The following is a 26563-nucleotide window of genomic DNA, read 5'->3' on the forward strand; positions in this document are numbered from 1 at the left end:
GCGCTGGCCACCCGTCTGCCCCCGGTCATGGGCCGCAAACCCGGTACTCCGTCGTGCGGGGTGGGGCGGACCGGCTCGCGGCGTGGGCGGCCAACGCGGGGGCGGCCAGCAGGCAGGCGGCCCGGCTGACGACGGATTCGTCGACCCAGGTCCGCCCTGCCCCGTCGTCGTGGCGGGGCTCGTTGCCTTTGACCCGGTCCTCACGGAAGCGCGGCGGTCACGGCTTCCCGCTCGCGGAGTGCCGTGACTCCCGCGCGCCAGGCGCCGAGGATCCGGTCGGCCAGGCGGTTCTCCAGCCAGGTCGTCGCACGGATCCCGAACACGACGTCCGCGTCGAGCCGCGGTTCGCTCTCCAGCAGCCCGCCGACGACGTCGTGGCGTACGACCTGCTCGTGCACGGCGTCCGCCTCCACGTGCTCGGTGTAGAACCGTACGGCCGCGGGGCCCGCGCCGGCGCGTCGCATCGCCTCCGCGAGGCGGCGCGAGGCCGGCGAGGAGGTCACCTCCACACAGGCGAAGTGTCCGACGAGGGCGGCCCGCAGCGAGCGATGCAGCCCGAGCAGGGACATCAGGTTGACGGTGGCGAGCGCTTCGGCGGGAGCGGCGTCGACGTACCGGCCGTAGGTCGTGTCCAGGCCGAGGTCCGCCATGAGGGCGGCGAAGAGTTCCGCGTGGATCTCGTCGGCGCGTCCGGCGCCGAACTCGTCGTACTCGATGGCGACCATGGCCGCCTTGGCGCGTCCGCGCAGCCGCGGGATCACCCAGGCGTGCGGATCGGCCTCCTTGAGGTGGTAGAGCGAGCGCAGCGCGGCGTACTCCCTCAGGTGCCGGAGGGAGCCTTCCGCCTGGAGGTGGTGCGAGACGCTGTCTCCGGGATCGGTGGCCGGTTCGGTCTGGAGCTCGTCGAGGGCCCGCTCGGCGGTGTCGGCGTCGGTGTCGACCGGCACGTCGGCGCGGAGCGCGCAAAGGAAGCGGTCCTCCAGCGCTCGGCGGACGGCCAGCAGTCCGCTGTCCCATTCCAGGTCGTCGGGTACGCCGTCGAAGCCCCGGTAGTGCAGTTCGTAGAGGGCGTAGAGCGCGAGCTGGAGATCGTCTCCGTACGGCGAGGAGCGCGCCGGGGACGGAACGGCCGTCGGGTCGGCACCGCGCAGGGCGTCGAGTACGGCTGAGGAGAGCGGGCCGCGGGGGGCCGGCAGGGGTGGTGCGGAGCTACGGGTCATGCGGCGCCGCCTTCCCGGGGCAATCCGCCTTCTCGCGGTCGCTCGCCGCGGCAGCGGTGGCTGGTGTCGCACCAGGGGAAGATCCGGCTGCGGCGGCAGGTGCAGACGGCGACGGCGAACCGCTTCGACGCGGTCACCTCGCCGTCCTCGCCCACGACCTCGACCGGGCCTTCGACGAGGAGCGGACCGTCGCGCTGGACGCGGATGCGGCAGGGGCGCTCAGGTGTGTTCGGCACGGATCACCACCAGTTCCTCCGTCGTGCCGTCGTGGGCCAGGCCATGTGCGCGCAGCCAGTCGAGGCGGGAGCGCAGGACCTGTCCGAAGGGCAGGCGCGCCCGGTCGACGACGCGGGCGCGGAGGCCGGCCGCCGTCAGCCGGGCGAGCGTGGTGCCGGTGCCGCACAGGTGCGAGTGCACGATCAGCAGCGTTCCCCTGGGCCGCAGGATCCTCGGTGCCGCGTCGCAGATGCGGTCGATCAGGGCGCGTCCGTCCGTACCGGCGTCCCACGCCCGGGCGGCTCCCCGGCAGGGCACTCCGTCCGGTGCGGGCACGTAGGGCGGGTTGGCGATCACCAGGTCGAAGCGGCGGCCGCCGGGCAGGCCCGTCGCCAGGTCCCCGTGCCGCACGCGCAGGCGTTCGCCGTTGAGCAGGGCGTTGAGCCATGTGACGGCGACGGCACGCCAGGAGATGTCGACCGCGGTGACCCGGCCGCCGAGCCGGGCCGCCTCCATGGCGAGCATGCCGCTTCCGGTGCCCAGGTCCAGGACGTCGGTCTCGCTCGTGATGTGCTCCCTGCGCAGCGCCCGTCGCAGCAGGCGGGTGTCGGTCTGCGGCGCGTAGACACCGCCGGGTACCCAGCAGTGGAGCGGCCGTGGAGGGGCCAGGAAGTCGGCGGTCACGATGCCCTCCTCAGCCGGCCCGTTCGCACGGGCCGTGCGGTCGGGACGGAATTCGTCGGTGGTCAGGATCGCGGTCCGGGTTTCCGTCCGCCCGGGCCGGAAACCCTTTTTGCCGCACAGCTCCCGATTCGCCGGGTGGGCTGCCTGTGCGCGCCGGTCAGGTCCCGGTGCCGGAGGGGCCCTCGACTCTCGCGTGGACCGCGGCGGTCAGGGCGGTGCGCACCTCTTCCGGAAGCCACCCGCAGTGCGGCCACTGCCTGATGTGCTCCGCGACCTCCCGGAGCTTGGTGTCGGTGCGGTGCGCGACGTCCCGGAGGATCTCCCGGGCCGTCTCGGGGGTCACTCCGCTGTGGGCGATCACCACGCCCACGGCCTGGTCGACCGTCGCGTGGGCGGTGACGGCGTGCCGGAGTTGGGCGATCTCTGCCTGGAGCGCCGCGAAGGTACGGCGCTCCGCGTCGTCGGACATCGTCGTGAGGGCTCCTCGATCGGGCCGCGGTACGGCGTTTTCCTTATTGCTGCCCGCACGAGCCCCGCGGAGAGGGACCAGGAACGCAAGGTCGCCTCATTCCTGTCCAGAAAACGAAACACGACCTCCTCGGTGCGGAGGTCTCGCGGTGACCGCCTCCGGGTCGAGGTCACGGCGCTGGCATGATGACGGCATGGACTCGCTGACGTTCGAGAGCGACGACCTCGGCGAAACCGAGGAGTTCCTTTCGCGTGCCTACGCGAGGATGCGTATCGGGAGCACGACTCCCGCCGCGAGTACCGCGCGCGTGCGCCGCGAAGCGGCGAGTTCCTTCAGCGTGGACGAGATCGACCTCGACTTCGAGATGTCGTACTCGGTCAATCCGCTCGGCCGGATCTGCCTGTGCGTCGTGCACGAGGGAACCGTCCAGGACCACGCCTTCCACGGCGTCCGGGATTCCTTCGTCCCCGGCGACACCGTCCTGTTCGCGCCGGACGACCTGCCGTACGCGGGACGCATCTGCACCGCCCGCTACAACATCACGATGCTCGACCCCGGTCTGCTGGACCAGGTGGCCGCCTCCTCCGATCCGCGCCCTGCCGAGCGGGTGCGGCTGACCGGGCACCGGCCCCGGTCGCGGGCCGCCGGCGACCGGCTGAAGGCCACCATCTTCTACGTGCGCGACCATGTCCTCGCCGACCCGGACACCGCGGCGGAACCCCTCGTCGTCTCGGCCGCCGGCCAACTGCTGGCCGCCAACGTCCTCGCCGCCTTCCCGAGCACCGCCGGGACCGGTCCCACGGCCCAGGACCGCGGCGACGCCCACCCGGCGACCCTGAGGCGGGCCATCGCCTACATCGAGGACCACGCCGACCAGCCGATCACCGTCGCCGACATGGCGGCCGCCGTCCACGTCACGATCCGCACCCTCCAGTACGCCTTCCGCAGGCATCTGGACACCACGCCGATGGCCCACCTGCGCAAGGTGCGGCTGGCACAGGCGCACCGGGACCTCGTCGCGGCCGATCCGCACAGCGGGGTCACCGTGGCCGCCGTAGCCGCCCGCTGGGGCTTCGCCCACCCCGGCCGCTTCGCCTCCCTCTACCGTGACGCCTACGGAACCGGTCCGGCCGACACCCTGCGCGACTGAACTGCCGGGCTCGGGACGCCGGAACGCGGTCAGGGTCGGGGCGGACCCCTCTCCGACGTACACCCGAGCCCGGTGCACACACCGCGGGCGCGGCCCCGTCGCGCCGCTTTCCGCCGGCCCGTCGGGCGTTTCCCGCCACGCCCGACGGACACTCGCCCCGGACAGGCCAGGTTTCCGGACGGCAGTCGTCCGACGCGCGACGGCCCTGGTCAGGGCGTACTCCACCGAGCGCGGACGATCCGCTCGCAGGCCGGGGAGCGCTCCTCGAAGGACAAGGAGACAGTGTCATGCCGACAGGATCGCCCTCGTACGCATCCGGACCTCTCGACGGTCTGTCCGCCGTGGTCACCGGCGGCTCCCGGGGGCTCGGCCTCCTCGTCGCCGACGAACTGATGCGCCGCGGCTGTCGTGTCACGCTCGCCGCGCGGGACGCCGCCGAACTCGAACGGGCCGACGGGCTGCTGCGGCGGCGCCATCCGGCCGGCACCGTCCGCACCGCCGTGACCGACGTGCGCGACGAGCGGGCCGTCGCCGAGCTGTTCCGGCGGACCGCGGCGGCCTGCGGAAGCGTGGACGTCGTCATCGCCAACGCGGGCATCATCCAGGTCGCCCCGGCCGAAACCGTCGGCACGGCCGGGTTCGGCGACGCGATGGCCACCATCTTCGACGGAGCGCTCCACACGAGCCTCGAAGCCCTTCCCCACCTGCGCGAGAGCACCGCCGGCGGGAGGCTCGCTCTCATCGGCTCGGTCGGCGGCCTGCTCGCGGTTCCGCATCTGCTGCCGTACTCGTGCGCGAAGGCCGCCGTGGGAGCCCTGGCCGAAGGACTCCAGGAGGAGGCCGCCCGGGACGGTGTGTCCGTGACCGCGGTGCATCCGGGACTGATGCGCACCGGCTCGCATCTGCACGCCGAGTTCGGCGGGGACCGGCGACGCGAGTTCGCGTGGTTCTCCGCTCTCGCGGGCACCCCGCTGGTGTCGATGGACGCGCGCCGTGCGGCGGAGCGCATCGTCACGGCCGTTCAGCGCCGCCGCCTCCGTCTGGTCCTCACCCCGGCCGCCCGCGTGGCCGACAAGGCCCACGGCCTCGCCCCGGTGCTCACGACACGGCTCGGCCGCGCGGCGACCGCGCTGCTGCCCGCCGCGGCGGGTGACCCGGAGCTGAGTCCGGGCATCGACGTGGAACCGGCCGCGCCGCGCACGCTCGGGGAGCGCCTGCGGTCCGCGGGCAGTGCGCTGAACGACCGGGCGGCCCGCGCCTACAACGAACGGCACCGCGTCGCCGCGGAGCGCCGCCGGGCCTGACACCTGAGGGCGGGTACCGGGGGTGGCGACGCGTCCCGCGAGCGGAGTGTGCGCGCGGGACGCCGACGTATGCATGAGACGCGCGCGACTGGACAACTGGATCACAGGTCAGTCGGGAACAGCGGGCCGTAGAGGCCAGGGTGGAGTACGCGTCATGCCGCGAGCACGTGAGGACGCCCGTTACCGGCATCCGCGGCACGAACGGCGGGGAGAGGCCCGGCTGCCCGGGGTGGCCGCGACCCTCACCGCCATCGCGCTGTACCTCTTCCTCCCTCAGCAGCTCCTGGTCGCGCCCCGTTTCGTGCTGCCCGCCCTGGAGTTCCTGCTGCTCGTCCCGCTCATCGCGGTCAATCCACGGCGGCTCACCCGGCAGACGCGGGCGTTGCGGGTCGTGTCGCTCACGCTGGTGGCCGTGATCGCGGCGAGCAACCTGCTCGCGCTGGGCACTCTGATCCACGAACTGGTCACCGCCGAAGTCAAGGACGGCACAGGGCTGTTGGTGGCCTCGCTGCAGATCTGGCTGACCAACATCCTCGTCTTCGGTCTGGCCTACTGGGAGCTGGACCGTGGCGGTCCGGTCAGCCGGACCCAAGTGCCGCGCGAAGCACTGCCGTTGGCGGACTTCCGGTTCTCGCAGGACGAGAACCACGACGCCGTCCAGGAAGTCTCGGACGGCTCCAGCAGGTCGTCCGACTGGGTACCCACGCTGATGGACTACCTCTATGTGTCGGTGACCAACTCCACGGCCTTCAGCCCCACGGACACCATGCCGCTCTCCTCGCGCGCCAAGGTCCTGATGAGCGTGCAGAGTGTGGCCGCGCTGCTGACCTCGCTCCTGGTGATCGCCCGCGCGGTCAGCATCCTCCACTGATCCTCCGGCGCCGCCCGCCGAAGGGCGCAAAGGCGTCGGACGGCCGCCACGGGGAGCCCGTCCGGGCATCAGCCCCAGGACGCCGATGCCGAAGCCGATGCCGATGCCGATGCCGATGCCGATCAGGGCGGTGTGTCCGGTGGTCCCGTCACGGACGAATGAGGGACTCACCGTAATGAGGCACTCACCGTGGAATGCCGCCATGACCCCGACGACGTCGTGCTGTCCACGCACGAACGCCTCGTCCTGTGGCACATCGCATCAGGTGGTCGTGACCGCCGCCGGCGTCGTACGTGACTCACTCGTCAGCTCCGGGGAAGGCGGCGGACCGCTCCGTCTCGACGGTGGTGGTCACCCGGGTGAGGGCGGGCCGGTGCGGGACCGAGCCGAAGCCGAAGCGGACGGGTGGCTCGACCGGTGCGAGAGCGCCCAGGTCCTCGCCGTCGTAGGTGCCCGACAGGTCACGGACCGAGAGCAGGTCCCGCGCGCCGTACCACTCCCTGCGTCCTCCGCCCGCGCTGCCCCGGGTCCGCACCCCGGGCAGCAGTGCGCGGGCGATGCCGTCCGTGACCGCGGCCCACGCCGGGCGGCGGGCCAGTGGGCCGGGAACGGCGCGCAGCAGATGGCCGGGGAGGGTGCGGCGGCCGGTGGTGAAGCGCAGACGGAGCGGTCCGGCCGTGACCGTCCAGGTGCCGGCGAGGACGGCCACGTCGACCGGCAGCACGTGTACGGTGTCGAAGCTGTAGGTGTCGCCGACGAACTCGGCCGTTCGCCGGGTCGGAGCGAACAACAGCCGTTCTCCGTCGCTTCGTTCCACCATCACGTCGCTGAACGAGCCGAACGGCGACCGGGGCCAGTGGCCCAGCACGACGCGGGTTCCGGAGGCGGTGCCGAGGCCCGCGATCCAGCCGTCGAAACACAGCCGGGGGCGCCTGGAGCCCGCTCGCAGCATCCGCGTCATGCGTTGGCCTTTCCGTCGTGGTCCCGGCCAGGCCCTCCTTCGCGAGGCGACGGTGGCCGAGGCCGGGACGTCTTGGGCCCCACCCAGCACGGAATATACGGCCGGGCGCACCGCCGCCTCGTGAACCCGGCGGTTACCGCTCGTGGCTGTCGTAGGGCCGTGTGATGATCTCCATGCCGTGTCCTGCCGGATCCATGAAGTACAGGCCGCGCCCGCCGTGGTGGTGGTTGATCTCTCCCGGCTGCCGCAGCCGCGGATCGGCGTAGTACGTGATCCCGGCCTGCCGGATGCGGTCGAAGGCCGCGTCGAACTCCGCGTCGGACACGAGGAACGCGTAGTGCTGCATGACGATCGACTCGGCCGGGACGGCGGCGAAGTCCAGGGTGACGCCGTTGCCCGTGGCCACGGGAATGAACGGGCCCCACTCGGTCCCGACCTCCAGAGCCAGGACGTGTGCCAGGAACTCGGCCGATTCCCGGTTGTCCCGGGCGTGGACGATGGTGTGATTCAACTCGACTGACATGTGTGGAATGCCTCCGCAAGGCAATCTCACGGGCACCTCCATGCCTCACCCGGTCGGTGACCGACACGCGATGCCGTGCCCATGATCCTAGGCGCCGTCCGGCGGAGCTGTCAGCGCTCGGGACACGGAGGAGAGGCCCTGCTCCGGTGACGGGGCAGGGCCTCCGGGTTCGGGATCAGCCGACGTGGTAGACCGTGACGGTCACGGCACCGTCCGGGCCGGGCACGGTGGGGGTGTTGATGTCCAGGTCCGGGTGCTCCCACAGGGTGGTCGCCCGGAGGCCGCCGTCGGTCACGAAGACCCGGCCGTAGGGTTCGGGCAGGTCGTTGTCGTCCTTCTCCTGCGGGTTGGAGAACTCGATCGCGTAGGTGACGAGGCCACCGGGATACCGTGCCTGAGCGGCGGACTGCGCCTGGGCCGATCCGGCACTCACCCCGCCGGCCAGCAGAACGGCCATCGAGGCGAGGGCCACCAGGCGGCCCATGGACGTCGAACGCATCCCTCCCTCCCTTCACTCGGTGCGGTCGTGCGACTGCACCGAGTACGTCAGGGAGGCGCGGTGCCGCAGGGACCGCTGCGCGGCCCCAAACCGCCCACGGGGAGGAGAGCGGAGCGCCGTGCCGACGGTGTCGCGCGAGCGCACGCACGGCACCCGGCGCACACGGCCACATGAGCGGGGTGCACACCCGGACGCCGCGCACCGCGTGCGCTCGCGCGGGGCACTCAGCCGGCCTGCGGTCCGTAGGCCGCGGCGATGGTCTCGGACGACGCCCACCGGCTGTAGGTCGGGGACTGCGGCCAGCCCTCCGGTGAGTCCTGCCACTCCTCCTGGCGCCCGTACGGCAGGAGGTCGATCAGCGCGAAGCTGTGGCTGAGCTGCTCGGTGCCCCGGCCGTCGGTGTGCCAGGTGCGGTAGACGGTGTCGCCGTCCCGCAGGAACACGTTGACGGCGAAGCCACCGCCGGGGGGCGCGCCGACGTCCGCGCCGAACGGGCTGTTCGCCGTCGAGTACCACGTCATGCGGTTGCCGACCCGCTCCTTGTAGGCGAGCGCCTCCTTGATCGGGCCCTGGGTGACGACGACGAAGCGCGCGTCGTAGGCGTCGAGGAATTCCAGGCGGGTGTACTGGGAGGTGAATCCCGTGCAGCCCGGGCACTGCCACTCCTTGCCGCTGAACCACATGTGGTGGTAGACGATCAGCTGCCGGCGGCCGTCGAAGACGTCCGCCAGCCGCACGGGGCCGTCCTCGCCTTCGAGTGTGTAGTCGGGCATCGCGACCATCGGCAGCCGACGACGCTCGGCGGCGATGGCGTCGAGCTCCCGGGTCGCGGCCTTCTCCCTGGCTCGCAGTGCCTCCAACCGGTTCTCCCAGGTCGTGGCGTCGACGACGGGTGGTAGCGCGTGGGCGGCCATGGTTGCCTCACAGATCTCGTGCGCGGTCGGGCTGGGCAACAGGGCAGACTCCCCCGCGCCCGGAAACTCATCGCGGGGGTCAGACCCGGCTGCTCGTCTAGGGTGGCAGGGTGGGAGCCGGGCTGCGGGAACGCTGGGGTGCACAGCCGTGGTGGGCGCGGTGGGTTCTCGTGGCGTACCTGACCGGCTTCGCCGAGGGCACCGGTTCGCACATCGCCGATCTGGTCCGTGGCGGCGTCCACGTCTACGCGTCGATTCCCGAGGTCCGGGTGCAGGTGTTCTTCGTCGGCCTGGTGATCCTCGATCCGCTGACCGCCGTGCTGGTGGGCGGTGTACGGCGGCAGGGGGTCTGGCTGGCGAGTGCCGTGATGGTGGTGGACGTCGGCGCGAACTGGTGGAGCAACCGGCACTGGCTGAGGGACGACCCCGCGCAGTTGCTCCCGCTGGTGCCCCTCACCGTCTTCGGCCTGTTCGTCGTGGCCTTCGCGGTCCCCTTGCACCGTACGGTCGTCAGGCCGGCAACCCCTCTTCCGCCGGCCTGACCTACGCGGGGCACCGACCGGCGGGCCCGGCATGCTCAAGGTCCGCCGGGCGGGGGGTCAGTGGGTTTGGGTCTCCTGGGCTCGCAGGGCTTCCTGGACCGCCTGCCGGACGCGGGCGTTCTCGCGTTCCGCGCGGCGGGCGCGGGCTCGGCGGGCCAGCAGGAGCCAGGTGGTGCCGGCCGCCGCCAGGACCAGGACGGCGATCAGCAGGGTCCAGGGCACGGCCCAGCTGCCTGCGGTGGCGCGGACGGGTGCAAGCGGGGAGACCGAGCCCGACGCGTCGGTGAGCAGCGGGGTGAGGGTCACCGTCGCGGTGAGGCGGAACGCCGGGGTCACGTCGTGCACCGGCACCGTCACCTTCCAGCGCTCCCCCGGCAGCAGCTCGGGCGGTGCGGCGACGGCACCGGCCTTCGCCTTCAGCCAGCCGAACGGCCCGCTCAGCGCCACGCCCTGGCGGGCCGACAGAACGGCGTTGCCTGTGTTGTGGACCGTGTAGGTCACGGTCGCCCCGCCGGAGGCGAACGGGTTGGCGGTGCCGTGGTGGTCGATCGCGAGGTCCTCGACGGCGAGCCGGGGCCGGAGCGCGCCGCTGACCCGCAGCTTCACGCGGATGCCGAGGCGGCGGTCCACGTTGATGCCTGCGGCGTCGTCGGCCTGCTTGAGGGAGGTGAGGAGGCCGCCCACGTAGTCGCCCGGGGTGGCGTTGGCGGGGACGGTGACGCTGAACGGGACGCGGACCGTCCGGCCGGGCGCGACCTCGACGTTCGTCCGGTCGGCGTGCACCCAGGCGCCCACGCCCACGGACTTCCTGTCCCGGGTGAGCAGGTCGAGCCGGCCGGTGTCGGTGGTGTAGCCGTCGGCCGCGTACACCGCGAGGGTGAGCGGCTGCGTGCCGCGGTTGGCGACGACCATCGCGTCCTCGATCCGGCCGCCGGGGTTGACGCCGTAGGCGAAGCTGGAGCGGTCGGAGCCGTAGCCGTTGGACGCCGTCCGGACGGTCCAGGTGACGTCGCCGCCCGCCGCCGCGGCGGGGACGGTCAGCGGGCCGGTGACGACGAGCGTGGCGAGCAGGGCGAGCAGGGCGGTGCGGAGCAGGGTGGCGGCGGTGGTGGTCCGGCGCGGAGTGGGCGCGTGCATCTGGGGTCCTCGGGCGGCGGTGGGCGGGCCGTGTCGGGCGGCGGGATCGGAACGCGCCGGACGGGGGCCGGGCGTGACGGGGGCAAGGGGGCGGAGGTGGGGGCGGGCACCGGCGGTGACCGCCCCCACGGGTACCGCTACCGGGTCAGCTGCTCAGCGCGGTGAGCGTGAGCGTGGCGCGGTAGGTGCCCTTGTTGACGCTGTCCGGGATCTTCAGGTCCAGGTCAGCGCCGAGCTTGGCCTTGCCCTTGGCGTGGCCCTGCTCGGCCCAGGCGAGACCGCGCGAGACGGACAGACCCTGGCCGTTGTCGTCGTAGCCGGAGGCCACCGAGCCGCTGGCCTTGGCGCCGGCACCGGCCTGGAGCAGGTTCGGCGTCCAGCCGAGGTAGGCGCCGGAGAAAGTCTTGTCGGCGTCCTTGAAGTCGCTGACGCCGGCCGAGACCGACCACGGGGCCTGGGAGCGACGGCTGTCGGAGACCAGGATCGGGTTGATCTGGCCGGCCGCCTGGAAGTACTCGCCGTCGTGGTCCTTGGCGGTGCCGAGATCCACCAGGCCGTTGTAGCCGTCGATGGTCCAGCCGAACTCGCCGGGAGGCGCGTCCGGGACGTCGACCTGGAGGTCCTGGGAGTCGCCGTGGTACGGGTGGACGGTGACCTTGTCGACGACCGAGCCGACCGGCTTGCCCTCGGCGGTGTTGGTGCAGGAGACCTGGCCGAGCTCCACCGAGGCGTTGGGCGCCTCGCAGGTGCCGCTGCGCAGGTTCTCGACGACCAGCCTGTCCTTGCGGACGCCGACCTTCACGTAGCTGCGGACGTGCTCCTGATTCTGGACCGAGTTGTACCAGTAGCTGTCCGGGTTGAGCGGGTCGGCGCCGTTGCCGGCACCGCTCGTGCCGCTGCTGTCGGGCTTGGTGATGTCGTAGTACTTCGAGCCGGAGGCCGAGTTCGACGTCACGTACAGCACACCGCCGGGACCGGGGTACACGTCCGCGGCACCGGGCTGCTCGTCCGGGTTCTCCTTCTGACCGTTCTTGATCAGGTAGCTACGGGAATAGCTGTGGTCGTGGCCCTGGAGCACCAGGTCCACGCCGAGCTTGGAGAACGTCGTCGGGAAGTCCGTACGGCGGACCTTGTTGTCGCCGTCCTTGGCGTGCGAGGCCGGCGAGTAGATCGCGTGGTGGTAGACGAGGACCTTCCACTTGGCCTCGGAGCCGTGCTTGTTGATGACGTCGGTGACGTAGTCGACGTGCGCCGCGTCACCGCCGCCGCCCTGGGACGTGGCGTAGCTGTTGCTGTTCAGGTCGATGAACAGCACGTCCTTGTAGATGTACCAGTAGTCGCCGCCGGAGGTGTTCGACGCCGGGTTCCCGTTGGAGTAGTACGGGGCCGTGCGGTCGGTGTTCGGCGTGTACAGGTGCTGCTCGTACGCCTTGCCGCCGACGTCGTGGTTGCCGATGGTGGCGGCCCACGGGTACTGGCGGAGCTTGTCGGGCGCCAGGAAGGCGTTCCACTGGGACTCGGTGTTGGCGGTCTCGACCTGGTCGCCGCCGGACACCAGCAGTTCGGCGTCGGGGTTGGCGCCGAGCGACACGTCGAGGGTGTCCTGCCAGCCGGCCTGGTCCTTGGCGGTGTTGCCGGAGGAGCCGATCTGCGGGTCGCCGTAGAACAGGAAGTCGTAGTCGCCCTCGAAGTCCTGCGTCTTGAAGGCGTACGTGGTCGACCAGTTGCCCTCGGAGCCGACCCGGTAGGAGTACGCGGTGTGCTCCATGAGGCCGGTGACGGTGGCGTGGCGGTTGTAGCCGCCGCTGGTGGCGATGTTGGCGCCGCCGACGGCGTCAAAGCGCGTCGCGTCGGCCGGGAACGCGCCGTTCACGAGCCGCGCGGTCGGGACCAACTGCACCTGCTGGGCGGTGTCCGCCGAGGAGTACCAGGTCACGGTGCGCTGCGCCTCGTTCGCGCCGACACCGAGGATGACGCCGCTGAGCGTGGTGGACTCGGCGGCAGCGGCGGGAGTCGCCAGGCCGTTGCCGAGAGCCACGGCCACACCCAGGAATGCCGCCGCGGCCCCGGAGGCCACGCGGCGCCGCGCAGGCCCGGAGGCCTGCGGGGAGGGTCTTGATCTCATCGATTACGTTCCTTTGGTGCACGGAGTGCATAAATGGACGTCAAGAACTTCTCTTCGCTTGGTAAACCGCTCGTAAATGCGATCTTGGGACGCACTGAACTTCCCAGGTCCCCAAGACGCCGGACAGGCCGTGACCCCGGCCCTTCCGTCCCCGCTCAGACACCCGCGAGACGCTGGACGAACCAGATCGCGCCCATCACCGCGACGCCCGCCGAAACGGCTCCGGTCAGCCAGAGCCCGGCCGCGGGGGATTGGCGGCGCACCAGCGCCAGCAGCGGGAAGACGATCACGATGATGCCCAACTGCACCGCTTCGATACCGACGTTGAACACCAGCAGCGACCACAGCAGCGTCCACGACCAGGCCTCGTGAATGCCGAGCGCGCCCGCGAAGCCGAGTCCGTGCACCAGGCCGAAGCAGAACACGACGCCGAGCCGCACCCAGCCGGCCCGGTCCAGTCCGAGCCGTCCCGGCGCCACCGCCTCGACATCGGCGGCCCGGCCGTGCCCGCGCCACAACCGCCACAGGTACCAGGCCGCCACCACGGCGATCGACAGGGCGATGACCGGTTCGACGACCCGGCCCGGTACGTCGACCACGCCGAGCGCGGCGAGCAGGAAGGTCACCGAGTGCGCCAGGGTGAAGCTGGTGGCGGCCAGCACGATCTCGCGCAGCCGCCGCGACCCGGCGATCAGCGCCAGCAGGAACAGGATGTGGTCGATGCCGCCGAGCAGATGCTCCGCGCCGAGGCGGAAGAACTCCCAGAACCGTGCGTACCAGGCCTGGCCGAGCGAGAAGGACGGGTGCGCGGCGTCCAGCGCGGCGCTGCCCGACCGGCCCTCCAGCTCGTAGGTGATGATCGTCTTCGTGTCGCGGACGTAGCCCTCGCCGTCGGGGAACAGGCCGCTGCGCAGCACGGCGTCGGTGCCGCGCCCGGCGCAGTCCCAGTCGAGGACGAGCCGGGCGTAGGGCACACCCTCCTGCCGGCGCAGGGTGAATCCGCCCTGCCGGGACGGGGTGCAGGCGCGTCCGTCCGAGTCGACGGTGAACCGGCCCGTGACGTAGTCGACGGCGGCGCGGGAGTGACCGTTCAGGGCGGCGGCCTGGCCCGGGGTGTCCCCGTCCTCGAAGGCGGCGTCACCCTGACGGAAGAGGGAGTCGTCGTGCTGGGTGTCGGCGGCGGACACCACGTAGAGGTCGTACTCGAGGTCCAGGGTTGTCCGGATCCGGCCCTCGTCGCCGGCGGCGACCTGGACGTACGCGGTGGACGTGAACCCGTGGGCGAGTGCGGGGCGGACGGCGCCGAACAGTGCGATCACCGCTGCGAGGGCCATGACGACGACCCGGCGGGCGTGCTGTGACATGTAGCTCCTTCGGTTGCCCGAGCACGCTCCATGCGATGGGTGAACTCAGGCCGCACCGATGGCGAATCATGGAAGAACAGCCGTTCGACCACCCCCTTTCGGCCCTCTCCGTCGGGTCCGCCCATATGACTATGTCCTCGCACCAGCAGTCACCTCTTGGAGGACGATCCCGTTGCGCACCCCGCTCGGCGCCGTGGCCGCCCTGGCCGCGGCCGTCACCCTGGTCACCGGCTGCGGCTCCGGAGACGACTGGTCGCGCCCCCACGCGAGCCCGACCCCCGTGGGCACGCTCGGCGCGGGCTTCACCGACCCCTCCGCACCGCCGACGCCGGAGGCGACCGTCACTCCGCGGCCGGGCTCCTGGGACGGCGTCCATCCCCCCGAGGGCTACCGGGTGGTGCTGCTCACCTCGGGCGAGGACCGCCCCACCAGGACCCTGGTGACGGCGGTCCGGTCGTGGGCGGAGGAGGAGCACGTGGACCTGCGGACCGTGACCGCCGCGCACCCGTCCGAGCTGCTGCCGAAGGTCACCGAGTCGCTGGGGATGGGCGCCGATCTGATCGTCGGCGCCGGGAACGACCTGATCGACCCGCTGGCCACGGTCACCCCGAGCCGCCTGTCCCAGCGATTCCTGGTGGTGGGCGCGGAGCTGGCGGAGCCGACCGCCAACGTGACCTCGGTGGACTGGTCGGGCGCGTCCTTCCGCGGCGAGGGCCTGGGCATGTCCTCCACGTACGACCCGTCGAGCTTCACCGCCGCCCGCTGCGCCGCCGCCGTCCGCGCCGGCGTCGCCGCGGTGCTGTCCGACCTCACCGGGATCGTCGTCTGGCTCGACCTGCACTGACCCGGCGGACGACGGCCACGCGAGCGCCGGTCCCAGGCGGGCAGGTCAGTCGGCCAGTGCCTCCTCCAGCGTCGGCCGGACGTCCAGGACGGCGTCCGCTCCCGTCAGCTCAAGCACCCGCGCCAGCTGCGGCGCGGGACCGGCCACCCGCAGCACGGCCGTGCGGTGGAAGTGCAGCAGCAGGTTCAGCACGGTCGAATCCGCGAAGGTCAGGCCGGTCGCGTCCAGCACCACCCGCGCGTGCGTGCGGGCGCCGGCCTCCAGTGCCGCCGCCAATGTGGGCGTCGAGTTCAGGTCGAACGCGCCGACGGCGGCCACCACCCAGGCCCCGCCCTGCTCGCGCTGGACGAGGCGCGGCAGCGTTCCACCGGGTGCCGTGCCCGGCTCCGGCGGCCTCTCTTCACCACCACTGACGGAATTCATGCCGGTGAGTATGGCGTGCCGACGGCGCCTGCGCGAGAGAGCCGCGGAAGGCCGCGGAACCGGATCCACCACCTGCCCGGCGGCTCCGGTTCCGCACCGGTCCCGGCCACCGCGCCACCTCGCGATCCGGCGGGGCCGGGCAGCGGCGCGGCCAGGATCTCGCCTCACAGGACCGCAGGTGACCGCCCTGGTTCCGGTGCGCGCCGCAGGCCGTAGAATCGAACGCATGAACGAGTTGCCTCCGGATCCACCGCGCCTTCGCGCGATCCTGGCGCACCTCGACCGGCAGATCGCCGACACCGACACCGTCGCCACCTATCTGCGCCTGCAACGCAGCGCCGTCCTGGCCGCGATCACCCACGCCGACGGCACCCGCCGCACCGCGCCCTCCGGGCCGAGAGTGACATCTCCAGCATCTCCAGCATCTCCAACAACTCCGGCATCTCCGGCATCCACGCCGTCCGCGCCCTCCGCACCCAAGCGGCCTCCGGCCCCCGTTCGTCGTGAGGCCGGTGGTCGACGACCGACCCGCTTCATCGTCGAACGGCCCACCAGTGCCACGAAGCCCGCGCCCATCCACACCAGCAGGTGCGACAGGGGATTCACGGGCAGCAAGCCCATCGACGCCGACCTCGCCCGCCATGTGCTCGTCAACGATCCCCGGGGCTTCGCCGCCTGCCGCTCCTGCCGACCGGACACCGAGCTGGGCATCGACCTCGCATGACCGGGGCGGCCGGCGGAGCCGAGCTTTTGCCGACTCGGCAACGTTTGTGGCCGTTCCCGATGTCGCTGGGCAGGATCCGGTCTGGGCGCCCGGAACGGAATCGACCGGCGCACCAGTTCCCCAGGAAGCAGGAAGGACGACGTCTCGTGGGCACGGAGAAGACCACAGCGGCCGATCAGCAGGCCGCGATGTTCGAACCGGCGGGCTGGGACGCACGGTACGCCGGCAAGGAGTCCATCTGGCGCGGAACGCCGAACCCGCAGCTCGTCGCCGTGGCCGAGGGGCTGCGCCCCGGACGCGCTCTCGACGTCGGCTGCGGTGAGGGCGGTGACATGATCTGGCTGGCGCGTCAAGGATGGACGGTCACCGGCGCGGACTTCTCGGCGGCGGGTCTGGCGCGGGCCGCCCGGCACGCCGAGGAGGCCGGTGTGACCGAGCGCACCGACTGGTGGCGCACCGACGCGCGGGCCTTCGCGGCGGGCGGACGGACCTACGACCTGGTGACCACGCACTACCTGCACCCGCCGAACGGCGCGATGGTGGACGTGGTGGGGCAGCTCGCCGAAGCCGTCGCTCCCGGCGGCCATCTCCTCGTGGTCGGCCACTCCCCCACGGCACACCACACTCAGCTCACCGAGCTGCACCTGCGGGCCATGTTCCTGGCCGAGGACCTGGTACCGGGGCTGCCGGACGGGTTCGAGGTGCTCGCGGCACAGCAGCGGCCCCGGACGCTGGTCCGGGAGGGCGCGGATGTCACCGTCGAGGACTCGACGCTGCTGGCCCGCCGCACGGGGTGACCACGCAGGGCGTGCGCGCCGGTGCCACGTCAGTGCCGGGCGTCCGCCTCCCTGTCCGGCACGCGGAAGCACGCGCTGACCGACTTGCCGTGCCGGCAGGGATGAGCCTCCCAGGTGTCCGCCACGGCGTCGACGAGGAACATGCCCCGGCCGCCGAGGCTCTCCTCGCCCGCCTCCCGACGGACCGGCAGGACGGCGGACTTGTCGTGCACGGAGACATGCAGGCAATGGTCGTCACAGGCCATCACCAGCTGGGCACTGCTGTGCGCGTGCCGGTACGCGTTGGTCACCAGCTCGGAGATGGTGAGGAGCACCGAGTCCACCGTGTCCGGCGCGGCGCTGGTCCAGCCTCGGGCCTCCAGGTGCTCACGTGCCCAGTCGCGAGCCGTCTTCACTTCGCTGTCCAGGGGCAGCGAGCAGGCCCAGCCCACTGCCCGGAGCGACGAACCTTCCACGGCGATCCTTCTTCGTTGGGGACGAGTGTGGTCAGCGACGGCCACCCGGCTTCCTGAGCCGGCGCCGGTCCTGCGCCCATGGAGGGCCGCCGACCGGGTGCTTGATGCGTTCCGTCGTGCCGGGCGCGGCACTCCCGTTGCGAGGCTCCGCGCCCGGACCTGATCCGGATACCCCCGATACGTCCGCTCAGCCCTGCCGTTCAGGACGACTGGGCGCTCGGTGGACGGACGGCCGGCCCTGACCCCTGGTCGAACGAGCCCCGCCCGGCTGCCGGATGACCGCTGCGGTGGGTGTCGGCACGCTCACCGGCGCGCGTCGGACGGTGCGCCTGAGCTGGCTGATGAGGGCCAGGTTCTGGACCGCGTCGGCCTGCTCGGTGCGGGCGCCGTCTGGGGGTTCGTGGCGCACCGGCTCTCCGAACGGGCACAGCGGGCACGGTCCGAGTGGGATAACACGCGGATCTGCCTGGCCTGCACGGAACGGTGGGCCCCCTGAGCCGACCACCGGCACCCGGCTCTCCGGTGCGGTCTCCCACGGGCGGCGCGGCGACCAGCGCTGGAGTGGGGCGGTGCCGACGGGGCATCCGGTTGTTCGGGCTCGTACCGGAGCCCACGAGGTTCCTATTCATGGCTCAGTGGGGGGATTCGGCGTGATAGTCGACGATGCACAGGCGTCTCCGGTTCACGAGGGGGCGCCCGGCGACACCGAGGCGCGCAAGCAACGCCTGCGCCGCCGCCTGGAGCGGCTGATCGGGGTGGCCGCCACCGAAGGAAACGAGCTGGTCCCCCTGCGCAACGGCGACGAGATCTTCCCGGCGATGCTCGGGGCGATCCGGTCCGCTCAGCACACCATCGACTTGATGACGTTCGTGTACTGGCGGGGCCGCATCGCCCACGACTTCGCCGCCGCCCTGGCCGAACGCGCCCGCTCGGGGGTACGGGTGCGCCTGCTGCTGGACGGTTTCGGCGCCAAGGAGATCGAGGGGCACCTGCTCGACCTCATGAGTGACGCGGGCGTGCAGGTGGCCTGGTTCCGCAAGCCCGTGTGGCTGTCGCCGTTCAAGCAGAACCACCGCTGCCACCGCAAGGCCCTCATCGTCGACGAGCACACCGCGTACACCGGCGGTGTCGGCATCGCGGAGGAGTGGTGCGGCGACGCCCGCAACCCCGGTGAATGGCGCGACACCCACGTCCAGGTGCGCGGTCCGGCCGTGGACGGTGTCGCGGCGGCCTTCGCGCAGAACTGGGCCGAGTGCCACGACGAACTCTTCGACGACCGTGACCTCTTCACGGAACACGAGCAGACCGGTTCGTCCGTGGTCCAGGTCGTCCGCGGCTCCGCGAGCATCGGCTGGCAGGACATGCAGACCCTCATCCGGGTCATGCTGACCTCCGCGGAGGAACGCTTCCGGCTGGCGACCGCCTACTTCGCCCCCGACACCTACTTCATCGACCTGCTGTGCGAGACCGCGCGCCGCGGTGTGCGGGTCGAGATCCTGCTGCCGGGGCCGCACACCGACCAGCGCGCCTGCCAGCTGGCCGGTCAGCATCACTACACGCGGCTGCTGCGGGCGGGTGTGCACATCCGCCAGTACCAGCCGACCATGATGCACGCCAAGATCATCACCGTGGACTCGGTCGCCTCCCTCATCGGGTCCACCAACTTCAACCGCAGGTCGATGGACCACGACGAAGAGGTCATGCTCGCCGTCCTGGACGAGGAGTTCACCGCCACGCTCGACCGCGACTACGACGCGGACCTCCAGCGCAGCACGGAGATCGACCTCTCGCGCTGGCGGCGCCGGGCGGTGTGGCAGCGCGTCAAGGAGGCCTCGGTCACCCCGTTCCGGCGCTTCCTGTGAGCGGGGCCGGAGGGTGAGTCGTCCGCCGGCGGCCGGGGCCTGCTCCGTGATCTTCGGCGAGCGCCGGCCGGCGGTCGGCGCCGCGGTGATCGCGAGTTCGTTGCACGGGCTCGCCGGTCGTGCTTGGCTCGTGCGATGAACCTTCTGCTGACGGCGAGTGGCCTGCGCAACGAGACGCTGCGGGATGCCCTGCGGGACATGCTGGGCAAGCCGTTCGGGTCGGCGAACGTCGTGTTCGTTCCGACGGCGTCGGTCGCCGAGCCGGGGGATCACGGGTGGGTCGTCGCGGACATGAACCGGCTGCACGGTCTCGGCTGGCGGGAGTTCGACGTCCTGGAACTGAACGGCCTGCCCCGGCAGATGGTGATCGACCGGCTGCTCCACGCCGACGTCGTCTACGTCGAGGGCGGCAACCACTACCACCTCGCGCGCAGCATCACCGGCAACGGCCTGGCCGACGGTTTCCTGGAGGCCCTACGGAGCCGGGTGTACGTGGGCGTCAGCGCCGGTTCGATGATCTTCAGCCGTCATCTCACCGCACACTCCGCCGACGTCATCGGGGACGCCCAGGACCTCCACGTGCTCGGCGCGACCTCGGTGGAGCCGCCGTTCGGGCTCTTCGACTGGTACCTCAAGCCCCACCTGTACTCGGCCGACTTCCCCGAACGGGACGACGCCTGGGCCGATCGCATCACGGCGCGGGCGGACTTCCCCCTCTACTTCATCGACGACGAGACGGCCGTTCGCGTCCGGGACGGCGAGGTGGACGTGGTCACCGAAGGCCGGTGGCGGTTCCATCCGTGACCCGGACGCGCCGTGCGGGAGCGGTCCTCGACGGTGCCCTGTTGATCATGGAGAGTGTGCCCCGCCGCACCCACGGCACCGTGGGTTGTGGCGGTCGGCAGGGCAGGCGTGAGGGTCGGCCGTGCACAGGTGTGGTGCATGTGTCGCCAGTGGAGGTACGTGGCAGACACACTCTGTCCGGCAGCATGATCACGCGAGGCGCCCGCACGGGGTCCCCCACCCTCGCGCACTTCCGGACCGGCACCGCAGCTGCAGGAATTCACCGGCGCAGGTCCGCACCGCTTGGCACCAAGAGAGGCCGCCCCGTGAATCGACCCCCGTTCTCGCCCGCCGCCGTGCAGTCGGCCAGACAGGGTCTGGGGATGTCACCTCGGCAGGTGGTGGAGCAGTTGACGGCGTGTGGGGTCCGCGTCGACATCGCACGGTTCCACGCGTGGGAGTCCGGCGAGAACAGCCCGACGGAGCAGGAGTTGTTCGCTCTCGCGGACGTGCTCTGGTGCCGTACCGCGGACCTGATGGGGATCAGGGAGCCCCGCACGCTGACGGAACACCGTCTGGCACGGCAGTTCACCACGGCCAAGCTGGCCGGCTCCATCGCCATGGACACCGCCCAGTACGAGCGGGCGGAGGCACGCAACGAGTGGACCGGTGACGCACAGCAGACCGCCGCACTGCTGCGGCTGCTGAATCTCACGCCTCTCCAGCTCACCAGGGCCACCGAGCGGTCCGGCGCCCCGGAACCGGTGTCACGCCGTGTGCACGCGCGTTGAGACGTGACCGGCGGCCCGTGTGGGCTCCGGTGGCGCGCCGGGATCGGTCGGGTGCGGCCGGGACGGTCCGCCTCGGCTCACCAGCGCATGCCGAGGGCGTCGAGGGCGTCGCGTCGCTCGTCGCTGGGTTTCGCGGCGCGACGGCGGGTGGTGTCGAGCCAGGCGCCGAGTCTGACGGCCGAACGGTCGCCGTGGCCGGGACCGCGGCGGCCATCGCCCGCGCCTCTGCGACACGCTGTGGAAGGACAGGACCCGGCGGAACCGCTCCTCGACCGCCGCGCGCATGGGCCCGGTCTGCACGGCCGCCAGGCGCGCGCCGCGTACGGGAGCACACACCGATCATCGCGCCCAGGCGGCCGACCGCACCGGCAGATCCAGCGTCGGTACGAGAAAACCCACATGTTCTCACGTCAATTGCCCGATCGGCCGCTCATCGCTCACCCTGCGTTCACCACGTCCCTGGACAGTCGGCGCGCATCCATGTAGCGACCACGCACCACGATGAGGGCCCATGTGTCTTGACGGACATTGCGAACACGAGGTGGACGTTCTCCACGTCGACCGGACCGACGACGCGGCAAGTGCGCCCGGACGGCGCCGTTTCCTGACCGCGGCCGCCGCCGGTGCCGCGGCGCTGACCCTCGAGCCGGTCTCCTTCGCGCCGAGCGCGGGAGCCGCGGTGCAGGGCACCCCGCCGCAGTCGGGCGAAGTGACCCGCACCATCAGCGGGCATCTGGAGACCGGTGTCGCCGACTTCGTCCACCTGCCGGTCGAGGTGCCGAAGGGCGTGCAGAAGATCGCCGTGTCGTACTCCTACGACAAGCCGGCCGTTCCCTCCGGTACCCCGGGCAACTCCTGTGACGTCGGCATCTTCGACGAGCGCGGCATCGCGCTCGGCGGCCGCGGCTTCCGCGGCTGGTCCGGTGGCGCCCGGACCTCGTTCGAGATCAGCAACAGCGAGGCCACGCCGGGATACCTTCCCGGGCCCGTCAAGCAGGGCACCTGGCACGTGGTGCTGGGCCCCTACCAGGTGGCACCGCAGGGACTGAACTACCAGGTCCGGATCACGCTGACGTACGGCCCGGACGGTCCCGCAGCACCGCGCGCCTACCCGCCGCGGCGCGCCGAGGGCCGCGGCCGTGCCTGGTACCGCGGGGACTGCCACCTGCACACGGTCCACTCCGACGGCAAGCGGCAGCCCGCGGAGGTGGCGACCGGAGCGCGTGCGGCCGGCCTGGACTTCATGGTGTCCACCGACCACAACACCTCCTCCGCGCACGCCGTCTGGGGCGAGTACGCGGACTCGGACCTGCTGATCATCACGGGCGAGGAGGTCACCACCCGCAACGGTCACTGGCTGGCCCTCGGCCTGCCTCCCGGCGACTGGATCGACTGGCGCTACCGCAACCGTGACGACGCGTTCCCGCGCTTCGCGCGCAAGGTCCGGCGCGGCGGAGGGCTCGTGGTGCCGGCGCACATGTACTGCGCCTACGTCGCGAGCCAGTGGAAGTTCGGCTTCGACGACGCGGACGCCACGGAGGTGTGGACGGGCCCGTGGACGTACGACGACGAGCACGCCATCAGCACCTGGGACCAGAAGATCGGCGAGGCCGTCCGTTCGGGCGGGCGGTGGATCCCCGCGATGGGCAACAGCGACGCGCACAGCGAGCCGCAGGTGATCGGCCTGCCGCACAACGTCGTCCTCGCCGAGGACCTGAGCACCGACGCCGTCATGGACGGCATCCGCGCGGGGCGCAGCTGGATCGCCGAGTCCTCGGCCGTCCAGCTCACCTTCACCGCCAGCGGGAACGCGCGTCAGGCCGGCATCGGCGAGACGCTGAAGGTGCCCGCCGAGGCGCCGGTGGACATCCGGCTGGACGTGAGGGGCGTGCCCAACGGCACCGTCCGCTTCATCACCGACGAGGGCCAGATGCACCAGGAGTCGGTGAACGCCGCGGGCGAGGGCACGGTGGTGTGGCGTACGACGGCTTCCCTGGCCGCCTACGTCCGCGCCGAGGTGCGTCACCCGATGGCGAACGGATCGCCGGGCCAGGGCAACACGATGGGCGACGCCCTGATGTTCGGTCCGATGGCGGCCCTGACCAACCCCATCTTCCTCACGCCGGACGGCCACTGACGGCTCGGGGGCAGGCGGGCGGGGTTCGCCGCCGTAGAACAGCTCCTCCTCGTGCGGGCGTTGCGGCAGGGGGCACCGGACGTCGTGTCCGGTGCCCCCGGCCGTGCGGCTTGACCGACCCCGGCCGGGACGCCGCCGAGGGCGTGCCCGGCAGGGTCACCGCACGTCGGCGAAGGCGCTGGTCGCCAGGTTCGCCAAGAGGGCCGCGGGGTCCTTGTACACCGCGCGGGCGCCGGCCTCTTCGAGGTCCGCGCGCGGGATTCCGCCGGACAGCACGGCCACCGCGGTCACCTCGTCGCGTACGGCGGCCCGCATGTCCCAGACGCTGTCGCCGACGAACACGGCACGATCGCTCGGGACCCCGGCGATGGCCCTGGCCTGCCGGACGGGGTCGGGCGCGGGCTTGCCGTCGTCGACGTCGTCCGCGCTGGTGACCCCGAGGATGACGTCGTCCGCGTCGATGGCGCGCCGCAGCGCGGAGAGTTCCGCGCCGCCCGCCGAGGTGGCCAGGACGATCTCCCAGCCCTGCCCGGCCAGGGCGCGCAGCAGGTCGCCGGCCCCGTCCAGCGCCGGGATGCGCTCGAAGTACGTGGCGTAGAGGGTGTGGTGGGCCGCGGAGAGCTGATCGTCCTCGGCGGGGTCGCGGTCGTCGCCGAGCAGATGGTCCAGCAGGTCGCCGCCGCTGAGACCCACCGCGCGATGGATCTCACGCATGGGGACGTGGTGGCCCGCCTGCCGGAACGCCTCCCACCACGTGACGACGTGCAGGGGGTTGGTGTCGACGAGCGTGCCGTCGATGTCGAAGATCGCGGCGCGTTTCGTGGTCATCCGGTGTCCTCGTCGTCTCACAGTTCACGCAGGGCGGGCAGCAGCTTGTGCTCGGCCCATTCCAGGTAGGGCTCCTGGTGGTCGCCGCCGATCTGGACGAGCGCGACCTCGCTGAATCCCGCGTCGACGTACTCGCGTACGGCCTCGACGACCGCCTGCACGTCGTCCCCGCAGGGAATGGACTCGGCCACGTCCTCGGGCCGCACGAACTGTGTGGCGCCTTCGAAGGAAGCGGGGCCCGGCAGTTCGGAGTTGACCGGCCAGCCTCCGGCGAACCAGCGGAACTGGTCGTGGGCGCGGGCGATCGCCGCGTCGCGGTCGGTGTCGTAACAGATCGGCAGTTGGCCTACCTTGGGCTTGCCGGTGCCGCCGTGGCGTTCGAACGCGGAGATCAGCTCCGGCCGGGGTTCCGTGGCGATCAGCAGGTCGGCCAGGTGGCCGGCGACCTCGCACGAGCGGTCCCCCGAGACGGCGACGCCGATCGGCGGAGGCGTGCCGGGCAGATCCCAGAGCCTGGCGTTCTCGACGTCGAAGTGGGCGCCGTGGTGGTTGACGTTGTCGCCCGCGAGGAGCGCGCGGATGATCTCGACGGCCTCCTCCAGTTTCTCCAGCCGCACGTGCGCGGCGGGCCAGCCCTGCCCGGTCACATGCTCGTTGAGGTTCTCACCGGACCCCAGGCCCAGCCGGAACCGTCCCTCGGAGAGCAGCTGGACGGTGGCGGCCTTCTGGGCGACGACCGCCGGGTGGTAGCGGGTCGTCGGGCACGTCACGTACGTCATGAGGGGAATGCGTTCGGTCGCCTGGGCGGCGGCACCCAGCACACTCCACGCGTAGGGTGCGTGGCCCTGGGCCGACAGCCAGGGAGAGTAGTGGTCGGACGTGACCGAGAAGTCGAACCCGGCCCGCTCGGCCCCCACCACGTGACCGACCAGCTCGCGCGGACCGGCCTGTTCCGTCATCATCGTGTATCCGACCTGCACCATGCCACTCATCTCCTCGTGGTTCGACCACCCCCGGACGGGCTCCCGCCGCCCTCACCGCCTCGTCCCGAGCCTGAGGTCGACCTCCTTCTCCTGGTCTCCGGACGCCCCGCCCTGCCGGTCCACGGCGAACGCCGCGCTCAGGGCTTCGACCAGCCGGCCGACGGCGACGTAGTCGCCCTGGAGCGTGGCGGAGACCGGGCCCTCCAAGGTGACGGGACCGGGCTTGGCCCACTCCTGTGTCGGCTCGAACTCCGCGCTCCACACGGCCGCGCGGCCGCCCGGCTGTTCCTCGGGCGCGTCGTCCGCGGGACGGTCCGTGGGGAACACGGACCGCAGCAGGGCGAAGACGGTGGCGGCGTCCTCGGCGGACGCTCCGGTCAGGGACACGGTGGCCATCGGTGGCACTCTCCTCTGCGTGGGAACGCCCTCTTCACGGAGGGCGGCGGATGTGTCGGTCGGCGGCACGGGCCTCGCGCGGCCACGCCGGGGCCGGGGCCTCTTCGGGCGCGTCCGCCGTCGTCCTCGACGGACGGACCGGTCGCCGACCCGGTACGCGTACCCCTGCCGAGCCCTTTCAGACGCTCCGGACCCGGACGCCGGTCCCGGACCCTTCGGGCGGCGGACCGCCGGCACCGTGCGGCGGGCCCGTGTCAGGTCCGCTCCTTCTTCGGGAACACGTACTCGTCCAGGACCAGGCCGACGGCGACGGCCGCCGGGATGGCGACCAGGGCGCCGATGATGCCGAGGAGCGCACCGCCGACCAGCACGGCCACCACGGTGACCAGCGGATGGACGTCGACGGCGAACTTCATGGCCCGCGGCACGATGAGGTAGTCCTCGGCGACCCGGAAGACGATGTAGAAGACGGCCGTCGCGATGGCGACGGGCAGCGACACGGAGAGCGCGACGAGACTGACCGCGATGCCGGCCAGGGTGGACCCGACGATCGGGATCATGTCCATGAGGGCCGTGAAGATGCCCAGCGCGGCGGCGTACGGCACGCCGGTGGCCGCGCACCAGCCGAAGGTCGCCGCTCCGGCGATCCCTGAGGTGACGAGGTTGCCGAGCATGAACTTGCCTATCCGGTTCATGATCTCCTCGGCCAGGCCCTCGACGCGCTCGCGGTGGCTGGCCGCCACGAAACGGAAGCCGAACTCCTTGATGGCCGGCAGCGCTGCCATGCAGTACAGGGTCACCGTGATCACGATCGCCGTGGAGGTGAGGGTGCTCAGGACCAGCTGCCCGGCGCCCAGGACTCCCCCGGCCAGGCCGCTCGCGCCGCCTCCCGAGCCCATCTGCTGCTGCGCCTTCTCGACCACGTGATAGCGGTCCTCCAGGCGCCCGATCGCCGAATCGTGGTCGTGGACCTGCTGCAGCCAGCCCGGTACGGCGTCGATCAGAGCGGAGACCTCCTTGGCCACCGGCGGGATCACCAGGGCCAGGAAACCGCCGAGGACCACGAGGAACCCCGTCAGGACGATCGCGACGGCCCAGCCCCGCCGCAGGCCCCGGCGGGTGAACCACACGACGATCGGCTCCAGGCTGATCGCGACGAACACGGCCAGCAGCAGCAAGGTCAGCATCGAACCGACCCGCAGAACCGTCTGGACGGCCAGCCACGCCAGGCTCGCCCCGAGGCCCACGGCGAATCCCACGGTCACCCACGACCGCCGGCGTCGCGCGCGCGGATCCCGTGGGGAGGTTTCATCGAGCACGGACCAGGACGTCGGCGAGCCCTCCCCGGGGCTCGTACCGCCGTCGCGCGGCACGCTCCCGCCGACAGGGCCGTGCTCCTCACGAGCGGCTCCGGACTCGGACTGCGTGGACATGGCGCCCCCCTCTTCTCGACCGCCTCGGACAGGCGCCGGTGTCTGCGAACGGCGCCCCGTGCCGCCGTGCGCCGTGCTCGGCGGAGGCGTCGGCCCGCACCGTGTGCCCCCGCCCGCGAACGGATCGG

At 71.9% G+C, this 26563-nt stretch carries 28 protein-coding genes; 11 read left to right on the forward strand and 17 right to left on the reverse strand.

Annotation, left to right across the window (positions count from 1 at the left end):
• Positions 1-200: 200 nt before the first annotated feature.
• The 4 genes from ACIRQ9_RS08685 to ACIRQ9_RS08700 form a co-directional block, all read right to left on the reverse strand.
• The gene (locus tag ACIRQ9_RS08685; protein ID WP_404168580.1) at positions 201-1220 is read right to left on the reverse strand and encodes an iron-containing redox enzyme family protein; all 1020 of its coding nucleotides are present in this window, start codon (positions 1218-1220) and stop codon (positions 201-203) included.
• Positions 1217-1456: a CDGSH iron-sulfur domain-containing protein gene (locus ACIRQ9_RS08690; RefSeq protein WP_404168583.1), complete on the reverse strand. Its 240-nt coding sequence runs from the start codon at positions 1454-1456 to the stop codon at positions 1217-1219. Before ACIRQ9_RS08690 ends, ACIRQ9_RS08685 begins: the two co-directional genes overlap by 4 nt.
• Complete coding sequence (locus ACIRQ9_RS08695) at positions 1440-2120, reverse strand: HemK2/MTQ2 family protein methyltransferase (RefSeq protein WP_404168586.1); 681 nt, start codon at positions 2118-2120, stop codon at positions 1440-1442. Before ACIRQ9_RS08695 ends, ACIRQ9_RS08690 begins: the two co-directional genes overlap by 17 nt.
• Positions 2121-2277: 157 nt before the next feature.
• Complete coding sequence (locus ACIRQ9_RS08700) at positions 2278-2589, reverse strand: ANTAR domain-containing protein (RefSeq protein ID WP_404168589.1); 312 nt, start codon at positions 2587-2589, stop codon at positions 2278-2280.
• 193 nt (positions 2590-2782) lie between these two features.
• Between ACIRQ9_RS08700 and ACIRQ9_RS08705 the strand changes: the two genes are divergently transcribed.
• The 3 genes from ACIRQ9_RS08705 to ACIRQ9_RS08715 all read left to right on the forward strand — a co-directional run bounded on the left by ACIRQ9_RS08705 (position 2783) and on the right by ACIRQ9_RS08715 (position 5914).
• On the forward strand, positions 2783-3739 hold the full coding sequence (locus ACIRQ9_RS08705; protein ID WP_404168592.1) for a helix-turn-helix transcriptional regulator: 957 nt from the start codon (positions 2783-2785) through the stop codon (positions 3737-3739).
• A 287-nt stretch (positions 3740-4026) separates the two neighbouring features.
• Positions 4027-5043, forward strand: coding sequence for an SDR family NAD(P)-dependent oxidoreductase (locus ACIRQ9_RS08710; protein ID WP_404168595.1), 1017 nt, complete (start codon positions 4027-4029; stop codon positions 5041-5043).
• A gap of 154 nt (positions 5044-5197) precedes the next feature.
• Positions 5198-5914 (forward strand): hypothetical protein, encoded by a 717-nt coding sequence (locus ACIRQ9_RS08715; protein WP_404168598.1) that lies wholly within the window; start codon positions 5198-5200, stop codon positions 5912-5914.
• Between the two features lie 298 nt (positions 5915-6212).
• Here ACIRQ9_RS08715 and ACIRQ9_RS08720 read toward each other — a convergent pair whose 3' ends face one another.
• From ACIRQ9_RS08720 to ACIRQ9_RS08735, 4 genes are all read right to left on the reverse strand, one after another.
• Positions 6213-6875 (reverse strand): hypothetical protein, encoded by a 663-nt coding sequence (locus tag ACIRQ9_RS08720; RefSeq protein ID WP_404168601.1) that lies wholly within the window; start codon positions 6873-6875, stop codon positions 6213-6215.
• A gap of 133 nt (positions 6876-7008) precedes the next feature.
• Positions 7009-7398 carry a VOC family protein gene (locus ACIRQ9_RS08725; protein ID WP_404168604.1) on the reverse strand — a complete coding sequence of 130 codons (390 nt, stop codon included), beginning with the start codon at positions 7396-7398 and terminating at the stop codon, positions 7009-7011.
• A 175-nt stretch (positions 7399-7573) separates the two neighbouring features.
• The gene (locus ACIRQ9_RS08730; RefSeq protein WP_404168606.1) at positions 7574-7897 is read right to left on the reverse strand and encodes a hypothetical protein; all 324 of its coding nucleotides are present in this window, start codon (positions 7895-7897) and stop codon (positions 7574-7576) included.
• Positions 7898-8121: 224 nt separating this feature from the next.
• Positions 8122-8811 (reverse strand): DUF899 domain-containing protein, encoded by a 690-nt coding sequence (locus tag ACIRQ9_RS08735; protein ID WP_404168994.1) that lies wholly within the window; start codon positions 8809-8811, stop codon positions 8122-8124.
• Between the two features lie 110 nt (positions 8812-8921).
• On the opposite strand from ACIRQ9_RS08735, the gene ACIRQ9_RS08740 reads away from it, so the two are divergent.
• On the forward strand, positions 8922-9353 hold the full coding sequence (locus tag ACIRQ9_RS08740) for a hypothetical protein (protein WP_404168609.1): 432 nt from the start codon (positions 8922-8924) through the stop codon (positions 9351-9353).
• 57 nt (positions 9354-9410) lie between these two features.
• Here the strand turns inward: ACIRQ9_RS08740 and ACIRQ9_RS08745 are convergent, their stop codons facing one another.
• The 3 genes from ACIRQ9_RS08745 to ACIRQ9_RS08755 all read right to left on the reverse strand — a co-directional run bounded on the left by ACIRQ9_RS08745 (position 9411) and on the right by ACIRQ9_RS08755 (position 13979).
• On the reverse strand, positions 9411-10490 hold the full coding sequence (locus ACIRQ9_RS08745) for a WxL protein peptidoglycan domain-containing protein (RefSeq protein ID WP_404168612.1): 1080 nt from the start codon (positions 10488-10490) through the stop codon (positions 9411-9413).
• 145 nt (positions 10491-10635) lie between these two features.
• Positions 10636-12615, reverse strand: coding sequence for a fibronectin type III domain-containing protein (locus ACIRQ9_RS08750; RefSeq protein WP_404168615.1), 1980 nt, complete (start codon positions 12613-12615; stop codon positions 10636-10638).
• Between the two features lie 155 nt (positions 12616-12770).
• A complete protein-coding gene (locus tag ACIRQ9_RS08755) occupies positions 12771-13979 on the reverse strand; it encodes a HupE/UreJ family protein (protein ID WP_404168618.1) in 1209 nt (402 codons plus the stop codon).
• 172 nt (positions 13980-14151) lie between these two features.
• Between ACIRQ9_RS08755 and ACIRQ9_RS08760 the strand changes: the two genes are divergently transcribed.
• Positions 14152-14823, forward strand: coding sequence for a hypothetical protein (locus tag ACIRQ9_RS08760; RefSeq protein WP_404168621.1), 672 nt, complete (start codon positions 14152-14154; stop codon positions 14821-14823).
• Between the two features lie 45 nt (positions 14824-14868).
• Here the strand turns inward: ACIRQ9_RS08760 and ACIRQ9_RS08765 are convergent, their stop codons facing one another.
• Positions 14869-15246: an STAS domain-containing protein gene (locus ACIRQ9_RS08765; RefSeq protein WP_404168624.1), complete on the reverse strand. Its 378-nt coding sequence runs from the start codon at positions 15244-15246 to the stop codon at positions 14869-14871.
• 226 nt (positions 15247-15472) lie between these two features.
• Here ACIRQ9_RS08765 and ACIRQ9_RS08770 point away from each other — a divergent pair, with 226 nt between their 5' ends.
• Together ACIRQ9_RS08770 and ACIRQ9_RS08775 are read left to right on the forward strand one after the other, a co-directional pair.
• Positions 15473-15970: a DUF6233 domain-containing protein gene (locus ACIRQ9_RS08770; RefSeq protein ID WP_404168627.1), complete on the forward strand. Its 498-nt coding sequence runs from the start codon at positions 15473-15475 to the stop codon at positions 15968-15970.
• 146 nt (positions 15971-16116) lie between these two features.
• Positions 16117-16767 carry a class I SAM-dependent methyltransferase gene (locus ACIRQ9_RS08775; RefSeq protein WP_404168630.1) on the forward strand — a complete coding sequence of 217 codons (651 nt, stop codon included), beginning with the start codon at positions 16117-16119 and terminating at the stop codon, positions 16765-16767.
• A gap of 29 nt (positions 16768-16796) precedes the next feature.
• On the opposite strand, the gene ACIRQ9_RS08780 is transcribed toward ACIRQ9_RS08775, so the two are convergent.
• Positions 16797-17222, reverse strand: coding sequence for an ATP-binding protein (locus tag ACIRQ9_RS08780; RefSeq protein WP_404168633.1), 426 nt, complete (start codon positions 17220-17222; stop codon positions 16797-16799).
• Between the two features lie 650 nt (positions 17223-17872).
• On the opposite strand from ACIRQ9_RS08780, the gene ACIRQ9_RS08785 reads away from it, so the two are divergent.
• The 4 genes from ACIRQ9_RS08785 to ACIRQ9_RS08800 all read left to right on the forward strand — a co-directional run bounded on the left by ACIRQ9_RS08785 (position 17873) and on the right by ACIRQ9_RS08800 (position 22795).
• A complete protein-coding gene (locus tag ACIRQ9_RS08785; RefSeq protein ID WP_404168636.1) occupies positions 17873-19084 on the forward strand; it encodes a phosphatidylserine/phosphatidylglycerophosphate/cardiolipin synthase family protein in 1212 nt (403 codons plus the stop codon).
• 135 nt (positions 19085-19219) lie between these two features.
• On the forward strand, positions 19220-19888 hold the full coding sequence (locus tag ACIRQ9_RS08790) for a peptidase E (protein WP_404168639.1): 669 nt from the start codon (positions 19220-19222) through the stop codon (positions 19886-19888).
• A 362-nt stretch (positions 19889-20250) separates the two neighbouring features.
• A complete protein-coding gene (locus ACIRQ9_RS08795) occupies positions 20251-20658 on the forward strand; it encodes an XRE family transcriptional regulator (protein ID WP_404168642.1) in 408 nt (135 codons plus the stop codon).
• Positions 20659-21169: 511 nt separating this feature from the next.
• Positions 21170-22795: a CehA/McbA family metallohydrolase gene (locus ACIRQ9_RS08800; protein ID WP_404168645.1), complete on the forward strand. Its 1626-nt coding sequence runs from the start codon at positions 21170-21172 to the stop codon at positions 22793-22795.
• 156 nt (positions 22796-22951) lie between these two features.
• Here ACIRQ9_RS08800 and ACIRQ9_RS08805 read toward each other — a convergent pair whose 3' ends face one another.
• From ACIRQ9_RS08805 to ACIRQ9_RS08820, 4 genes are all read right to left on the reverse strand, one after another.
• Positions 22952-23623 (reverse strand): HAD family hydrolase, encoded by a 672-nt coding sequence (locus ACIRQ9_RS08805; RefSeq protein ID WP_404168648.1) that lies wholly within the window; start codon positions 23621-23623, stop codon positions 22952-22954.
• 17 nt (positions 23624-23640) lie between these two features.
• Positions 23641-24606: an LLM class F420-dependent oxidoreductase gene (locus ACIRQ9_RS08810; RefSeq protein WP_404168651.1), complete on the reverse strand. Its 966-nt coding sequence runs from the start codon at positions 24604-24606 to the stop codon at positions 23641-23643.
• Between the two features lie 51 nt (positions 24607-24657).
• The gene (locus tag ACIRQ9_RS08815) at positions 24658-25002 is read right to left on the reverse strand and encodes a hypothetical protein (RefSeq protein ID WP_404168654.1); all 345 of its coding nucleotides are present in this window, start codon (positions 25000-25002) and stop codon (positions 24658-24660) included.
• Between the two features lie 254 nt (positions 25003-25256).
• On the reverse strand, positions 25257-26267 hold the full coding sequence (locus ACIRQ9_RS08820) for an AI-2E family transporter (RefSeq protein WP_404168657.1): 1011 nt from the start codon (positions 26265-26267) through the stop codon (positions 25257-25259).
• Positions 26268-26563 lie beyond the last annotated feature (296 nt).

Origin of the sequence: Streptomyces sp. NPDC101237, assembly GCF_044767465.1 — a bacterium.
Taxonomy (GTDB): domain Bacteria; phylum Actinomycetota; class Actinomycetes; order Streptomycetales; family Streptomycetaceae; genus Streptomyces; species Streptomyces gramineus.

What these genes read in the sequence shown, in the direction of transcription:
- ACIRQ9_RS08720 (WP_404168601.1), bottom strand. Translation starts at nt 6,875, where the DNA reads ATGACGCGGATGCTGCGAGCGGGCTCCAGGCGCCCCCGGCTGTGTTTC.
- ACIRQ9_RS08815 (WP_404168654.1), bottom strand. Translation starts at nt 25,002, where the DNA reads ATGGCCACCGTGTCCCTGACCGGAGCGTCCGCCGAGGACGCCGCCACC.
- ACIRQ9_RS08715 (WP_404168598.1), top strand. Translation starts at nt 5,198, where the DNA reads ATGCCGCGAGCACGTGAGGACGCCCGTTACCGGCATCCGCGGCACGAA.
- ACIRQ9_RS08770 (WP_404168627.1), top strand. Translation starts at nt 15,473, where the DNA reads ATGAACGAGTTGCCTCCGGATCCACCGCGCCTTCGCGCGATCCTGGCG.
- ACIRQ9_RS08750 (WP_404168615.1), bottom strand. Translation starts at nt 12,615, where the DNA reads ATGAGATCAAGACCCTCCCCGCAGGCCTCCGGGCCTGCGCGGCGCCGC.
- ACIRQ9_RS08800 (WP_404168645.1), top strand. Translation starts at nt 21,170, where the DNA reads ATGTGTCTTGACGGACATTGCGAACACGAGGTGGACGTTCTCCACGTC.
- ACIRQ9_RS08795 (WP_404168642.1), top strand. Translation starts at nt 20,251, where the DNA reads ATGTCACCTCGGCAGGTGGTGGAGCAGTTGACGGCGTGTGGGGTCCGC.
- ACIRQ9_RS08685 (WP_404168580.1), bottom strand. Translation starts at nt 1,220, where the DNA reads ATGACCCGTAGCTCCGCACCACCCCTGCCGGCCCCCCGCGGCCCGCTC.
- ACIRQ9_RS08725 (WP_404168604.1), bottom strand. Translation starts at nt 7,398, where the DNA reads ATGTCAGTCGAGTTGAATCACACCATCGTCCACGCCCGGGACAACCGG.
- ACIRQ9_RS08805 (WP_404168648.1), bottom strand. Translation starts at nt 23,623, where the DNA reads ATGACCACGAAACGCGCCGCGATCTTCGACATCGACGGCACGCTCGTC.
- ACIRQ9_RS08710 (WP_404168595.1), top strand. Translation starts at nt 4,027, where the DNA reads ATGCCGACAGGATCGCCCTCGTACGCATCCGGACCTCTCGACGGTCTG.
- ACIRQ9_RS08810 (WP_404168651.1), bottom strand. Translation starts at nt 24,606, where the DNA reads ATGGTGCAGGTCGGATACACGATGATGACGGAACAGGCCGGTCCGCGC.
- ACIRQ9_RS08765 (WP_404168624.1), bottom strand. Translation starts at nt 15,246, where the DNA reads ATGAATTCCGTCAGTGGTGGTGAAGAGAGGCCGCCGGAGCCGGGCACG.
- ACIRQ9_RS08735 (WP_404168994.1), bottom strand. Translation starts at nt 8,811, where the DNA reads ATGGCCGCCCACGCGCTACCACCCGTCGTCGACGCCACGACCTGGGAG.
- ACIRQ9_RS08745 (WP_404168612.1), bottom strand. Translation starts at nt 10,490, where the DNA reads ATGCACGCGCCCACTCCGCGCCGGACCACCACCGCCGCCACCCTGCTC.
- ACIRQ9_RS08790 (WP_404168639.1), top strand. Translation starts at nt 19,220, where the DNA reads ATGAACCTTCTGCTGACGGCGAGTGGCCTGCGCAACGAGACGCTGCGG.
- ACIRQ9_RS08700 (WP_404168589.1), bottom strand. Translation starts at nt 2,589, where the DNA reads ATGTCCGACGACGCGGAGCGCCGTACCTTCGCGGCGCTCCAGGCAGAG.
- ACIRQ9_RS08755 (WP_404168618.1), bottom strand. Translation starts at nt 13,979, where the DNA reads ATGTCACAGCACGCCCGCCGGGTCGTCGTCATGGCCCTCGCAGCGGTG.
- ACIRQ9_RS08730 (WP_404168606.1), bottom strand. Translation starts at nt 7,897, where the DNA reads ATGCGTTCGACGTCCATGGGCCGCCTGGTGGCCCTCGCCTCGATGGCC.
- ACIRQ9_RS08705 (WP_404168592.1), top strand. Translation starts at nt 2,783, where the DNA reads ATGGACTCGCTGACGTTCGAGAGCGACGACCTCGGCGAAACCGAGGAG.